The sequence below is a fragment of the Streptococcus sp. CL6.35 genome (assembly GCF_049737915.1).
Classification (GTDB): domain Bacteria; phylum Bacillota; class Bacilli; order Lactobacillales; family Streptococcaceae; genus Streptococcus.
This window is the reverse complement of the sequence record NZ_JBKOTU010000003.1, coordinates 105,920-118,716: the sequence shown is the minus strand read 5'-3', so window position 1 is coordinate 118,716 and position 12,797 is coordinate 105,920. Positions and strand designations below refer to the sequence as shown.

General features: G+C 39.3%; 13 protein-coding genes and 1 pseudogene. All 14 read right to left on the bottom strand.

What is annotated here, in order from left to right:
• Positions 1 to 169: 169 nt before the first annotated feature.
• The 14 genes and pseudogenes from lytC to ACLNCP_RS05090 all read right to left on the bottom strand — a co-directional run bounded on the left by lytC (position 170) and on the right by ACLNCP_RS05090 (position 12,770).
• Positions 170 to 1,684, bottom strand: a complete 1,515-nt coding sequence (gene lytC / locus ACLNCP_RS05155) for a choline binding-anchored murein hydrolase LytC (RefSeq protein WP_424844131.1) — start codon at positions 1,682 to 1,684, stop codon at positions 170 to 172.
• Positions 1,685 to 1,717: 33 nt separating this feature from the next.
• A complete protein-coding gene (tpiA, locus tag ACLNCP_RS05150; RefSeq protein ID WP_261023039.1) occupies positions 1,718 to 2,476 on the bottom strand; it encodes a triose-phosphate isomerase in 759 nt (252 codons plus the stop codon).
• Between the two features lie 97 nt (positions 2,477 to 2,573).
• The gene (locus tag ACLNCP_RS05145) at positions 2,574 to 3,251 is read right to left on the bottom strand and encodes a DnaD domain protein (RefSeq protein ID WP_424844130.1); all 678 of its coding nucleotides are present in this window, start codon (positions 3,249 to 3,251) and stop codon (positions 2,574 to 2,576) included.
• An 8-nt stretch (positions 3,252 to 3,259) separates the two neighbouring features.
• Positions 3,260 to 4,204 (bottom strand): homoserine O-acetyltransferase MetA, encoded by a 945-nt coding sequence (gene metA, locus ACLNCP_RS05140; protein WP_424844129.1) that lies wholly within the window; start codon positions 4,202 to 4,204, stop codon positions 3,260 to 3,262.
• 182 nt (positions 4,205 to 4,386) lie between these two features.
• Positions 4,387 to 4,899: an adenine phosphoribosyltransferase gene (locus ACLNCP_RS05135; RefSeq protein WP_001049318.1), complete on the bottom strand. Its 513-nt coding sequence runs from the start codon at positions 4,897 to 4,899 to the stop codon at positions 4,387 to 4,389.
• A gap of 85 nt (positions 4,900 to 4,984) precedes the next feature.
• Positions 4,985 to 5,743 (bottom strand): class I SAM-dependent methyltransferase, encoded by a 759-nt coding sequence (locus ACLNCP_RS05130; protein ID WP_424844128.1) that lies wholly within the window; start codon positions 5,741 to 5,743, stop codon positions 4,985 to 4,987.
• A gap of 188 nt (positions 5,744 to 5,931) precedes the next feature.
• Positions 5,932 to 6,531, bottom strand: a pseudogene (locus ACLNCP_RS05125) (LPXTG cell wall anchor domain-containing protein); the annotation flags it as partial.
• A gap of 793 nt (positions 6,532 to 7,324) precedes the next feature.
• The gene (gene rplA / locus ACLNCP_RS05120) at positions 7,325 to 8,014 is read right to left on the bottom strand and encodes a 50S ribosomal protein L1 (protein WP_001085675.1); all 690 of its coding nucleotides are present in this window, start codon (positions 8,012 to 8,014) and stop codon (positions 7,325 to 7,327) included.
• Positions 8,015 to 8,111: 97 nt separating this feature from the next.
• Positions 8,112 to 8,537 (bottom strand): 50S ribosomal protein L11, encoded by a 426-nt coding sequence (rplK, locus tag ACLNCP_RS05115; protein ID WP_001085807.1) that lies wholly within the window; start codon positions 8,535 to 8,537, stop codon positions 8,112 to 8,114.
• 123 nt (positions 8,538 to 8,660) lie between these two features.
• Positions 8,661 to 9,377, bottom strand: a complete 717-nt coding sequence (gene ldcB / locus ACLNCP_RS05110; protein ID WP_424844127.1) for an LD-carboxypeptidase LdcB/DacB — start codon at positions 9,375 to 9,377, stop codon at positions 8,661 to 8,663.
• A 2-nt stretch (positions 9,378 to 9,379) separates the two neighbouring features.
• Positions 9,380 to 9,850 carry an HIT family protein gene (locus ACLNCP_RS05105; RefSeq protein WP_414373465.1) on the bottom strand — a complete coding sequence of 157 codons (471 nt, stop codon included), beginning with the start codon at positions 9,848 to 9,850 and terminating at the stop codon, positions 9,380 to 9,382.
• Between the two features lies 1 nt (position 9,851).
• Positions 9,852 to 10,889, bottom strand: a complete 1,038-nt coding sequence (locus tag ACLNCP_RS05100) for a M42 family metallopeptidase (RefSeq protein ID WP_424844126.1) — start codon at positions 10,887 to 10,889, stop codon at positions 9,852 to 9,854.
• A gap of 97 nt (positions 10,890 to 10,986) precedes the next feature.
• Positions 10,987 to 12,312 (bottom strand): branched-chain amino acid transport system II carrier protein, encoded by a 1,326-nt coding sequence (brnQ, locus tag ACLNCP_RS05095; protein ID WP_424844125.1) that lies wholly within the window; start codon positions 12,310 to 12,312, stop codon positions 10,987 to 10,989.
• Between the two features lie 170 nt (positions 12,313 to 12,482).
• Entirely contained in the window at positions 12,483 to 12,770 is a 288-nt protein-coding gene (locus ACLNCP_RS05090) for a rhodanese-like domain-containing protein (RefSeq protein ID WP_020903039.1), read from the bottom strand.
• Positions 12,771 to 12,797 lie beyond the last annotated feature (27 nt).

Here is a 12,797-nt window from a genome sequence, read left to right as displayed (position 1 = left end):
TACTAAGTAAAACCAATAGCAAGCCAAATGACTCACATGAGAAAAGTTGCAATAGACTGATAATTTAAGAATTTTTTAGAATGAAACCCAGTCACTTTCAATCTCTCTTAACAGAGATAAAATAAAGAAAAGAGCATACAAATGTACACTCTTTTCTCAGTTTTACATCTTAATACCAGACGCTAACATCCACACGTCCTCGAATCCCTTTAAGAGAGTCAGATGAAGTATATTGCCATCCTTTTTCTCCTGAATAATGAGGATTATTCCAATCAAGCGCATCCGTATAAGCTGCAACCCAGTTGACATGCTGTAAAATATCTGGATGATTTAAGCGTGTTTGCAAGAGTTGACGATAGCTATAAACATTCACATTTTGATAACCAGCCTGCTTCATTGTTGCCATATACTTGTTGATAATCTTGACCCAGGTTCCAGTATCACTTGGAGCTCTCTTAGTCTTATTTCCATATTCCCAGTTCTCAACATCATAATAGATAGGGTAAGACAAGTTCATCTTGTATTTTTTCAAGAGTTCAATGGTTTGATTAGCATCATCTTCAGCATCTGTTTCATTTTCGGCATAGGTATAAAGATAAACACCATAAGGAATGCCCAAACGATTAAATTCTTGAATATTATAAGCCAATTCCTTATCTTCTACACCGCTATATCCCAAGCGAACAATAACGCCATCTACTCCATTATCATCGATGACTTTTTTCCAGTCACTGATACGACCATTGTGTTCACTGACATCGATGACCTTTTTAACTTGATCAGTCCCAACTTGTTCTTCACGATGGTTAAAGAAATAACGTCTGCCATTTCGGTGAACCCAGCCAACATTCAAGTCTTTCTTTTCTTTTAACTCACCTGAGTCAGAAAAAATATAGCGAGCATCATCCATGACTAATTCACCAGTAGCCATAGCACCACTTCCTGTCAAATAATAGTTTCCATGCCACTCATCTTGAGCCATGTAACCCCACTTCTTGAAATAGTACCACTTGCCATCTACCTTTTGCCACTGTTCATTAGCATAAGAACCATCAGACTTCAGGTAGAAATAAGAAGAATAAGTTGGATCATAAAGCCATTCATTTTGCATCATAGCACCTTGACTATTTAGGAAATAACTTCCCTGCCATTGACTTTTAGCTAAATAGCCCCATTTTTTAAAATAGTACCATTTACCTCCAACAGCGTGCCATTCCTGGTTAGCATAAGAACCATCGGATTTCAGGTAAAACCAATTCTTATAGGCATTATCATAAACCCATTCATTCTTAGCCATATAACCACCTGATTTTAGGTAGTAATTGCCCTGCCACTCATTTTGAGCATAACGACCGTCTGACTTAATATAAAACCAAGCCTTATAGTAGTTATCAAAAATCCACTCACTCTTGGCTTTGGAACCATCAGCCTTTACATAATAATCCCCCTCCCAGTGGGCAGAAGCATTGGTCTTTACACCTGTGCTCGTTTGAGTTTTATTAGAAGACTGATTTTGCTCTGAACTACTTGAAACTGTCGTTGTATCCTGCGAAGTTTTTGAAGCTTCGGTTTCATTTGCAGCGACATGATTAATTGCCAAGCCGAGTAAACAGATACTTGCTAATCCAATTTTTCCAATCTTTGTTTTCAATCTTTCCTCTCCTATAAAAAATGGAACAAGCATTCGAATGCTGTTCCACCTAGCTTTTGCTACTGATTATTTTACAAAGTCAAGCAAAGCCAAGAAGCTTTCAGCTTCAAGTGACGCACCACCAACAAGGGCACCGTCAACGTCTGGGCAAGCCATGTATGAAGCAACGTTTTCAGGTTTAACAGAACCACCGTATTGAACACGAACTTTGTCCGCAACTTCTTGACCAAAGTCAACAGCTACAACGTCACGAACAACTTTACACATTTTTTGTGCGTCGTCTTGTGAAGCTGATTTACCAGTACCGATAGCCCAGATTGGCTCATAAGCGATAACTGATGCAGCAACTTGTTCAGCAGTCAATCCAGCCAATGCAGCAGATACTTGAGCACCTACGAATTCAGCAGCTTTCCCAGCTTCATAAGTTTCAAGTGACTCACCACAACAGATGATTGGAAGCATACCGTTTGCAAAGATTGCTTTTGCTTTTTTGTTGATATCTTCGTCAGTTTCATGGAAGTAGTCACGGCGTTCTGAGTGACCGATAACAACGTAGTCAGTACCGATTTCTTTCAAAACTTGTGGGCTTGTTTCACCAGTGAAAGCACCTGCATTTTCAAAGTAGCAGTTTTGAGCAGCAACTTTAAGGTTTGAACCTTTTGCAGCTGCAAGAACCGTTGTCAAATCAAGAGCTGGAGCTGCGATACCTGCTTCAACAAGGTCTGATGAAGGAAGTTTTGATGCAACTGCTTCAACGAATGCTTTAGCTTCTTCTGGATTTTTGTTCATTTTCCAGTTACCAGCGATAAATGGTTTACGTGACATTTCACATACCTCTTTTTTCAATTTATTTTCTACTTATTTTATCACAATTATACACAGCTTGCAAATCTTACTCGGATTTCAAGCCTGCTTGTAACGATCAATCCTTCCAGAGATCCATAGCATTTCTGAAATCTGTCGATAGCTGTGTCAACTGAGGATTGCTCGCTTCTCTCTCTGCCCGCTTGGCCTCGATTTGAGCCACACTTTTGATACCTTCATGGCGCCAATTTCTCAAAATCGCCTGAATGTACTTCCAGTTTTGTTTTCCATTCAAAACAGCTTCACGAAGAGCTTCCTTAATCAAGTCAGCACTGGCTCCGTCTTCCTTTAGTGTCTTAGTCAAATCCTCAATTTCAAAAGGGGTCAATAAGCGCCCCAACTCCTGCTGGAAGGTTTCTACCAAATCCTTAAGTTGGTTTTGAGGTGTCAACTGATCTGAACTTGAATGAGCGACTCCAAGCAAGTCATCCAAACGTTCCAAAGCCAAACTAGCATCAAAAAGCAATTCGATTTCACCATTCAATTCAATCGTTCGATACTGAAGCAGTCCCCTTTCCGTCAGATTAGAAATAGCCTGATTGACATCCGAAATTTCCTTACCAATCCTTTCAGCAATCTGGCTTGGCGACATTTCTTCTAAGCCTGTCGTATTTTGCAAATAGAAAAATTGCCAGACCAGAAAATCGTCGCTGGAAGGAAAGAGTTCCTTAAAATGCAAGAGCAGGGCACTCGGTAAAACCAAGTTCCCTGATTTAAAAGCGTCTAAATATGTCATAATTCCTCTTATAAATACCCAAATGCAGATGCATCATCTTCTATTTTTCTCCAGTCAAAAGGCGTCTCCTGATACACCGCATAATTCACCCAGTTACTGAAAAAGAGGGCTGCTGATGAAGACCAACAAAGACAAGGTGTCTGGTTGACATCATCATCCTTAAAGTAATTTTCTGGAATATGTGGATCTAAACCTGCGTCACGATCTCTAAAATACTCTTTTGCCAAGGTATCACGGTCATATTCCAAATGTCCAAAACTATAAATTTCTCGCAAATCACGACTGGCCAAAATCGAAACCCCAACCTGAGGTCCTTCTGATAAAATCTCGAGATTGGTTTTGTTTAAGACCTCTTCCTTAGAAATCTCCGTATGCCGTGAATGAGGAGATACATAGCTATCGTCAAAGCCTCTAAAAAGAAGATGACCTTCCTTTAAGGTGTCCTGAGGATAGATACCCGATAACTTACTATCCATCTGGTATTTTTCCACTCCATAGCGCAGATAAAGACCAGCCTGAGCTCCCCAACAGATATGAAGGGTCGAATAGACATGAGTCTTGGACCACTCAAGCACCTGTCTAAATTCCTCCCAATAGTCCACTTCCTCAAATGGTAAATGCTCAACTGGAGCACCCGTGATGATCATCCCATCAAAATACTCATCCTTGACTTCAGGAAAGGTTTTATAGAAGGTCTCCATGTGCTCTGAACGAGTTGTTTTAGAACGGTGGCTCTCCATATAGAGAAAATCAATATCCAGTTGTAGGGGTGTATTAGCCAAGTGGCGCAACAACTGGGTCTCTGTGACCATTTTTTGTGGCATAAGATTTAAGATTAAAATCTTCAAAGGACGGATATCTTGGTGGGCCGCACGTTGATCATCCATGACAAAGATGTTCTCTGTCCGTAAAATCTCAACAGCTGGTAATTTTTTATCAATTCGAATCGGCATAACCCTCTCCTAACTGTACTTTTTCAGGAATCATTGCATATGTTTGAAGCTAAAACTCAAACACCTAGTCCTTTTATTATACTGCAAGAAGATATAGTTTTCAATTATACTTTTTCTCTAACTAGCTATAGTCTATTTTTATATCCTAATGTAGAGAAAACAGCCCTAGGGACTGTTTTTGATTAATAATGCATAAGAACTTTGTAATCGTAGTCACCGATTTTTTCACGGCCGTTCAATTCATCCAATTCAACAAGAAAGGCACAGCCTGCTACAACACCACCAAGTTTTTCAATCATTTCGATAGTTGCCTTAACAGTTCCACCTGTTGCCAAGAGATCATCTACAATAAGAACACGTTGACCTGGCTTAATGGCATCCGCATGCATAGTCAAGGTATCAACCCCGTATTCTTTTTCGTAGTCAGCAGAAATGACTTCGCGTGGTAATTTACCTGGTTTACGAACAGGTGCAAAACCAATTCCTAACTCAAAGGCAACTGGACAGCCTACGATAAAACCGCGAGCCTCAGGACCTACAATCATGTCGATTTTCTTGTCAGTAGCATACTGAACGATTTCACGAACAGCGTAGCTATAAGCATTCCCATCAGCCATCAAAGGACTGATATCACGGAAGGTAATCCCTTCCTTTGGATAATTTTCAATTGTTGCAATGTAATCTTTTAAATTCATCTTTTTCTTTCTTTCAAAGTTTTTACTCTCTATTATAGCATATTTTTTAAGAAAGAAGAAAGGAAAAGTTAACATCAATGATTATCTAACGATTTGACGATTTATGACTAGCCATAGCAATAAAGCCCAAGTTCTTTTTATTCTTAGCGAACATTTTATACATAGTTAAAAACTGCTTTCTATTCTCCTTTTTACAAGCATTTACACAAATTTTCAAAGTTCCTAGCCAACCTTCGTCATAAATCATACCTGATAATTTCATTAATGTCATTTCACCAGTCAATACTTTCACATCACGATAACCTGATTCTATCATCACCTGTTCCCAACCATCTTGAGTTAAAGGACCTACATTTACATGAATTGCTTGTGACAGTTCCTGTCTGACAGACTCTTTAGCTTCCTTAAGAAGCACATCATGTGTCAAGAGAAGACCTTCAGGTTTTAAAACCCTTAGATACTCCTTTACACATTTTTTCTTAGCTTGATCGGCTTGCATAGTCAGCATAGCTTCGTTTATAACAATATCAAAACTAGCATCTTCATAAGGAAGTTTCATTGCATTTGCTCTTTCAAACCTGATCAAATGACCAACACCTGCCGTTTCAGCAGATTTTTTAGCCACTTCTAAAGCTTGAGCATCCATATCAACAGCAGTTATCTTACAACCAAAACGCTGTGCCAACTCAATTGCTGTAGTTCCCCTATTACACGCAACCTCTAGTATTCTCTTTTCTTTTGAAAATCCTCCTTCTGCAATTAACCAATCTGTGGCACGTTTTCCACCTGGACGTAAGCGTTTTTTCCCCAATTTTGCTAAAAACTTATGACCTGCTTCTGACATTTGAACACCTCTGTTTTTTCTTCATTATAACATAAAATGATATTATCTGACAATTCTAATCTATTATTTGATAAACTAGAATCAAAAGCATACAGTTGACAAAGAGCCGAAAAAACCTGATGAATCGAATGATTCATCAGGTTTAAACAGATATATTCATTGTAAACAAATCATATCAATTAGAAAGCTTAGTCTTCTTTCTTCTTGCGAGCTACAAGACCAAATCCACTCAATACTCCGAGAAGTCCAAGTGCTGCAAGGCTAGCATTGTCTTTTGTACCAGTGTTTGGCAATTCACGCTTACCTTCAGCTTCTTTCACTGCTGTTGGTTGTACTGGTTGTGCTGGAGTAGCCGGTACTTGAGGTTTAGCTGGCTGTTCAGGCATTGCTGGCTCTACCGGTTGTACTGGTTGACTTGGTTCAACTGGAGCTGGAGTTTGAACTTTTCTGAAGATATGTCTGATACTTCCATTTTGACCGTCACAGTCTTCACATATTCGTAATCTGGAATTGTTCCTGGCTCTTTAGAACCTGGTTCAGATGGTTTCACTGGATTTCCATTTTCATCTGTCCAAATTGTAATATTTTGATTACCTGGATTTGGTTGAGGAACAGGTGAAGGTGTTGGAGCTGGTGGCGTTACTTTTATTGTAAATATGCTCAACATCTCCGTTTGGAAGTGGTTTAGTTTCCACAAAGCGGTAGCCTGGAATATCTTTCTTAGGTTTTTCTCCATCTTTACTTGGGAATTCTGGAATTTCTTTACCATTTTCATCTACATAGTCTGTACCCGGACGAACTGTTGGAGTGTATTTAGCAGAGATTGTTTTTCCTGCTTTATCTTTTCTTACAACAGTTACTCCTTCACCAGTTCATACATAATCTTTCTCTGGTGTGAATGTGGTAATAATATTTGAATTTGCATTACATAAGTATTTATAGCTATATTATATCTATTATGGATAAAATATAAACTTTATCTTACTTTATACATAATATGGGATTTTAGAATTTAATATATAGACAAAAATAAAAATTCCTCTCTTAAAACTTAAAAGAGGAATTTTTATCATCCACAATTAACATGCATAATTATAATACTATATTTTCAAATATTTTGCAAGCACTTTTTATTTTGAATCTTCAAATCTCTTATAAATCTTTCGCTTTTTATTTTATTTTTTTAAATCCCATTAAATAATATTTCTATTTTATGATTTTTTAAACAAACATCCGAATTTAATGTACGGTTTTTCGATTTTATCTTTAAATTGAATATTTTATGTTTTCGTTATTTTTATAACCTAAATATTATATTTACAGCCTTTTTATAAGCCTGTGTTAACATTTTTAAGAATCTATACACTTATCTATACATCTACCATTAATACCTCTAAAAAAATCGTTCGGATTTTATCTCATAACCTCAATAATTTCAATAATAGAATACAACACTTTCTCTAAATTTTTCTCATAAGTCATAAAAGAAAAAACGAATGAAGCCACATCGATTCTTTAGAATCAATAACTAAAGATAAAAAACGAGCACTTTCGCACTCGTTCTCTGATATAAGCTACTGATTAAAGTGAGTTTACGTCAACTTTGATACCAACACCTTGAGTAGTTGTGATAGTCAAGTTTGTTACGTAAGTTCCTTTAGCTGTAGCTGGTTTTGCTTTTTGGATTGTTTCGTTGAAAGCTTTGAAGTTTTCAACCAATTTTTCAGCTTCAAATGATACTTTACCGATGATTGCTTGAACGTTACCTGCACGGTCAGCACGGTAAGTGATTTTACCACCTTTAGACTCTTCAACTGCTTTAGCAACATCCATTGTTACAGTACCAGTTTTAGGGTTTGGCATCAAGTTACGTGGTCCAAGGACACGTCCAAGACGTCCAACAAGAGCCATCATGTCAGGTGTAGCGATAACTACGTCGAAGTCCAACCAACCATCGTTGATTTTAGCAACAAGGTCATCTTCACCAACAAAGTCTGCACCAGCAGCTTTTGCTTCTTCAGCTTTTGCACCACGTGCGAAAACAAGAACGCGTGAAGTTTTACCAGTACCGTTTGGCAATACCATTGCTCCACGGATTTGTTGGTCAGCTTTTTTAACGTCGATGTTCAAGTTGTAAGCAACTTCTACAGTTGCGTCAAATTTTGCAAAGTTAGTTTCTTTTGCAAGTGCTACAGCTTCTTCTACGCTGTATGCTTTTGTGCTGTCGATTTTCTCAAGAGCAGCACGAAGTTGTTTGCTTTTTTTAGCCATTTTCTATTCTCCTTGTAAGTGGTTCAATCGATTTTCATCTCCCACGTCACTCCTCGAAATGATGAAGTCTTGCGGGTTATATTGGGGGTGTTATTGATTAGTCAACAACAGTGAATCCCATAGAACGAGCAGTACCTTCGATCATACGCATTGCAGACTCTACGTTTGCTGCGTTCAAATCTGGCATTTTAGTTTCTGCAATTTCTTGTACTTGTGCACGAGTAACTGTAGCAACTTTAGTTTTGTTAGGTGTACCTGATCCTTTTTCAACACCTGCAGCTTTTTTCAAAAGAACAGCAGCTGGTGGTGTTTTAGTGATGAAAGTAAATGATTTATCTTCGTAAACTGAGATAACAACTGGAATGATCATACCAGCTTGGTCAGCTGTACGAGCGTTGAACTCTTTTGTGAATCCCATGATGTTGATACCAGCTTGACCAAGAGCAGGTCCAACCGGTGGAGCTGGTGTAGCTTTACCAGCAGGGATTTGCAATTTTACAAGTTTTTCGACTTTTTTAGCCATTTTTAAATCCTCCTTTGTGGTTTTGGCGGTAATTAAAGATTTTTACCTCCCACAAGTATGCTTTACACATACCCATCTATTATACACTATTTATCTAGAATTGCAAGAGAAAATTTTATTTTTTTAATCGACGTAATCTCCGCCTTCAAAGCCGTAGTATTCTTCCAAACTGAGACCACTCTCTGCAATTTCTTTTGCTTCTTTTCCGACATAACGAATGTGCCATTCTTCAGCCATATAACCGGTTTCTTTTTCCTTACCTTTGAGATAACGGACAACAAAGCCATAATCAGCCGCATGGTCCAAGAGCCATTTAGCCGCTTTTTCTTCTGTTACTAAATCACCATCAGTCCCAATCACATCAAAGGCCAATCCTGTCTGGTGTTCACTATAGCCAGGTCGGGCAGAGTAACGGTCAGCGGCAGCCTTCCCATCTTGGTTGACATAATCTTGGTAGAGCTTTGTCTGAGTTTCATAACTTCTAAAACCACTGTAATGGTCACTGATTGGGAAACCTGCCTCTTGCATAGCTTTGATGAGTTTGAGCAACTCTGCTTTGGCTGTTGGATTTTCCCCTGGATTGTAGTCTTTCGACAATGGATAGTGTTTATTGGCTACGATGATTTCATCGTATTTCCCTTGGATGCTATAGTAGTCTCCTTTGTTAACCACTTCTGCTTTTTTCTGGGCAGCTCCTTTAGACTTACTGCCGACTGTGCCATCAGCTTTAGCTGTTTGTTCTGTCTTAGCTGCGCCATCTTCATTTTTTGCTTTTTCTTGTGAACAAGCTGCTAGATTCATGGCTAGCAAAGCTGTCAAGATAAGGTATCTTTTTTTCATTTCTACTCCTTTATTTCTAATAATTTATCTACTTCTAACGATAAACGTTTGACTAATCTTTTAATCTCATCCGGTTTTGCTTGGCAGGTTTCTGCTGTCATTTCTTCAAAAGGAACCCACCAGACTGGACCACGTCCCTTAAGACCGTGTCCATTCAAATCACCTCTTCGTCTAGGAAACAGATGCCAATGAAGATGGGCATCGCCATTTCCTAGCAGTTCGATATTCATTTTCTCAGCAGCAAAGGCCTTGGCAACTGCCTCTTGGACTAAACTCATTTCTTCTAGAAAATGGAGTCTTGTCTCCTTTTTCAAATGGTGCAATTCGGTGACATGTTCCTTGGCTAGAAAGAGACTATAGCCTGCAAAATACTGGTGGTCTCCAACCACAAGATAGCCTGTTTCCAACTCTTTGACAAAATAGGGACTTTCTCCCTTCTTGATGAGCTCAATTCTCTGGCAAATCAAACACATATTAGTCTACCAATGCGCTCTTAAGATAAGCATCAACCATACGTTCCGTTGCAACCACCGAGTCAATATGAGTGCGCTCATATGAGTGGCTAGACTCGATACCAGCACCAAGTAGAGCGTGTTTAACCTCAGCCCCTGCAGACATAGCCGCTGAAGCGTCCGAACCATAAAATGGATAGATATCCAACTTAAATGGAATGTCTTGTTCTTTCGCCAAGGCAACCAAGTGTTGACGGAAGTCATAGTGATAAGGTCCAGAAGCATCCTTGACACAGATAGACACTGTATATTCGTCAGTTTGCTGGTCATCTCCCATAGCTCCCATATCCACAGCCAGATATTCTACTACCTGAGCAGGAATATTAGAGTTAGCTCCATGCCCCACTTCTTCAAAGACTGAAAAAGCAAAATGGGTTGTTACGGGCAATTCAATCTTCTCTTCCTTATAAATACGAAGCAGATTAAGCAAAATCGCTGCACTGACCTTATCGTCCAAATGACGAGACTTGATAAAACCTGTCTCTGTCACGACGGTTCGTGGATCAAAGCTGATAAAATCACCGACCTCAATACCAAGAGCACGAGTTTCTTTTTCATTGGTCACTTTTGCATCCAAACGCACTTCCATATTGTCCTGAGTGCGTTCTGCAGTTCCTGCATCCTTATAGACATGGCAAGAAGTTTGGTGGATGAGGATGGTTCCTGATACTTTTTCACCTGTGCTAGCTACGTGAACAGTACAGTTTTCTCCTTCAATCATGTTCCAAGGGAAACCACCGATACGGTCCATTTTGAGACGGCCGTCTGGTTTGACAGCACGGACAATGGCACCCAGAGTATCCACATGGGCAGTCACATAGCGGTGCTCCTCATCATTTTGACCTTTGATGGTCACATTGACACCACCCTTGGCTGTGCGGACCGGCTGGTAACCAAAACCTTCTAAAGTCTTGACTAAATAGTCCGAAACCTCACGAGTGAAGCCCGTTGGCGACGCAATGGCTGTCAGTTCTTTAATATATTCTACTGTTTGATTCATTTCTTCACCTCTTTTGCTACCTATTATAACACATTTATCATCGGATAAAAAAAGAAAATCACTCCTGTAGACTTGGCTACAAAAGTGATTTTAATGATTATTCCATTTCAAAAACATCGCTTTCTTGCTTGTTTGGCAGAACCAATGAGAGCAAGATTCCGACAATAGCTGGTACTAACCATGGGAGTGATGCCTTGGCAAAAGGAAGAGCGTTGACAAGGTTTGCAAGAAACTCAACCTTAAACGAGCTTCCTAATACGCTTGCAATGGCAATAGCTGTAACCACAGCAATTGTCAACTGCATACCTGGTTTTGAAAGAGCTACAAATTTGTTGACAATGACAATCATAACGATAGCAATCGTGATTGGGTACAAGATAACCAGTACTGGAATTGAGTACCTGATAATCGCATCAAGACCCAAATTGGCAATGGCAAATCCAATCAAGGTAAAGGCTGTCGCATAAACCTTGTAGCTGATTTGTGGGAAGCGCTCATTAAAGAACTCAGCTGTTGACACAATCAAACCAACTGTTGTTGTGAAGCAGGTTACGGTAACCATAGCTGCAAGGAAGAGTTGAGCTGTTGAGCCAAAGATTTCTTGAGTGGCTTGTGACAAGATGTAAACACCTGGTGTCCCACCCTTCATCGCTTCAGCTGGTACTGGGAAATGATTTCCAAGGAAACCTAAACCGATATAAAGAGCACTGAAGGCAAGGGCAACAACGATACCAACAACCCAAATGGTTGAAATGTATTCTTTCTTACTTGAAAATCCAAGTTGTTTCAAGGTTTGAACTGCGATTACGCTAAAGGCAACTGAGGCAAGGGCGTCCAAGGTATTGTAACCTTCTAGGAAACCTGTACCAAAGGCAGAAGCTTGATAAGCAGCTGAAGCAGCTTGAGGACTTGTTCCACCGTATTTGATAGCTCCTAGGACAACCAAGATAACAATCAAAATCGCAAAGACTGGTGTTAAAATACGACCGATACGGTCTAAGATTTTTGATGGATTAAGCGAGATTAGATAGGCTGCCGCAAAATACAGAACCGTAAAGACAATCAATCCAAGACCTTTATTTGCATCCGACAAAAGGGGGCTAATCCCTACTTCGTAAGCTGTTGTAGCAGTACGTGGGATAGCAAAGAATGGACCGATTGACAAATAAAGAACTGAGAGGTAAAGAGTCGCAAACCAAGGCGCTATCTTTGTTGAAATCTCGTAGATATATCCTTTAGGATTTAGCGTTCCAATAATAAGAGTCAAGACGGCGATACCGACACCTGAAAAGACAAAACCTGCGATGGCAGGAAGAAAATGTTCTCCAGATAGTGCACCTAGAGAAGGCGGAAAAATCAAGTTCCCCGCACCAAAAAATATTCCAAACAGGAGTAAACCTGTTAGGGCACCTTTTTTAGCCATGAAAATCTCCTTCATATTTATAAAATACTGACCTAGTATATCATGAATAGGAGTATGAAAAAAGCTTCACGAAGTAAATATTGAATGTTTTCAAGATTCTCAAAAATGAGAATTGTCTAAAAATAAAATCCCCTACCCAGTCCACACCAAGTAGGAGAAAATTCTAATGTCTAAAGTTCTTCAAAGGCTAACATGCCACCCTGAACATTGATAACCTCATAACCTTGTTCAGATAAGAATTGGCAAGCACGCGCCGATCTCATTCCAGATTTACAAATAACATAATGTAACTGATCCTTGTCCAATTGATCATAAGTGTCAGCTAATTGACTCAGAGGAAGATTCTGAGCACCTTCTAAATGAAGAGCTTCAAACTCATCCACTTCTCTCACGTCCACTAAAGAAAGTTGGTCATTTTGGTAAAGCTGGTAAAATGCGTCAAAGGTTATTTCTTTCATTCTTTTTCTCCTAATACTCTTCGAAAA

What these genes read in the sequence shown, in the direction of transcription:
- metA (WP_424844129.1), bottom strand. Translation starts at nt 4,204, where the DNA reads ATGCCGATTCGAATTGATAAAAAATTACCAGCTGTTGAGATTTTACGG.
- brnQ (WP_424844125.1), bottom strand. Translation starts at nt 12,312, where the DNA reads ATGGCTAAAAAAGGTGCCCTAACAGGTTTACTCCTGTTTGGAATATTT.
- ACLNCP_RS05105 (WP_414373465.1), bottom strand. Translation starts at nt 9,850, where the DNA reads ATGTGTTTGATTTGCCAGAGAATTGAGCTCATCAAGAAGGGAGAAAGT.
- tpiA (WP_261023039.1), bottom strand. Translation starts at nt 2,476, where the DNA reads ATGTCACGTAAACCATTTATCGCTGGTAACTGGAAAATGAACAAAAAT.
- ACLNCP_RS05100 (WP_424844126.1), bottom strand. Translation starts at nt 10,889, where the DNA reads ATGAATCAAACAGTAGAATATATTAAAGAACTGACAGCCATTGCGTCG.
- rplK (WP_001085807.1), bottom strand. Translation starts at nt 8,537, where the DNA reads ATGGCTAAAAAAGTCGAAAAACTTGTAAAATTGCAAATCCCTGCTGGT.
- ldcB (WP_424844127.1), bottom strand. Translation starts at nt 9,377, where the DNA reads ATGAAAAAAAGATACCTTATCTTGACAGCTTTGCTAGCCATGAATCTA.
- ACLNCP_RS05135 (WP_001049318.1), bottom strand. Translation starts at nt 4,899, where the DNA reads ATGAATTTAAAAGATTACATTGCAACAATTGAAAATTATCCAAAGGAA.
- ACLNCP_RS05130 (WP_424844128.1), bottom strand. Translation starts at nt 5,743, where the DNA reads ATGTCAGAAGCAGGTCATAAGTTTTTAGCAAAATTGGGGAAAAAACGC.
- ACLNCP_RS05145 (WP_424844130.1), bottom strand. Translation starts at nt 3,251, where the DNA reads ATGACATATTTAGACGCTTTTAAATCAGGGAACTTGGTTTTACCGAGT.
- rplA (WP_001085675.1), bottom strand. Translation starts at nt 8,014, where the DNA reads ATGGCTAAAAAAAGCAAACAACTTCGTGCTGCTCTTGAGAAAATCGAC.
- lytC (WP_424844131.1), bottom strand. Translation starts at nt 1,684, where the DNA reads ATGCTTGTTCCATTTTTTATAGGAGAGGAAAGATTGAAAACAAAGATT.
- ACLNCP_RS05090 (WP_020903039.1), bottom strand. Translation starts at nt 12,770, where the DNA reads ATGAAAGAAATAACCTTTGACGCATTTTACCAGCTTTACCAAAATGAC.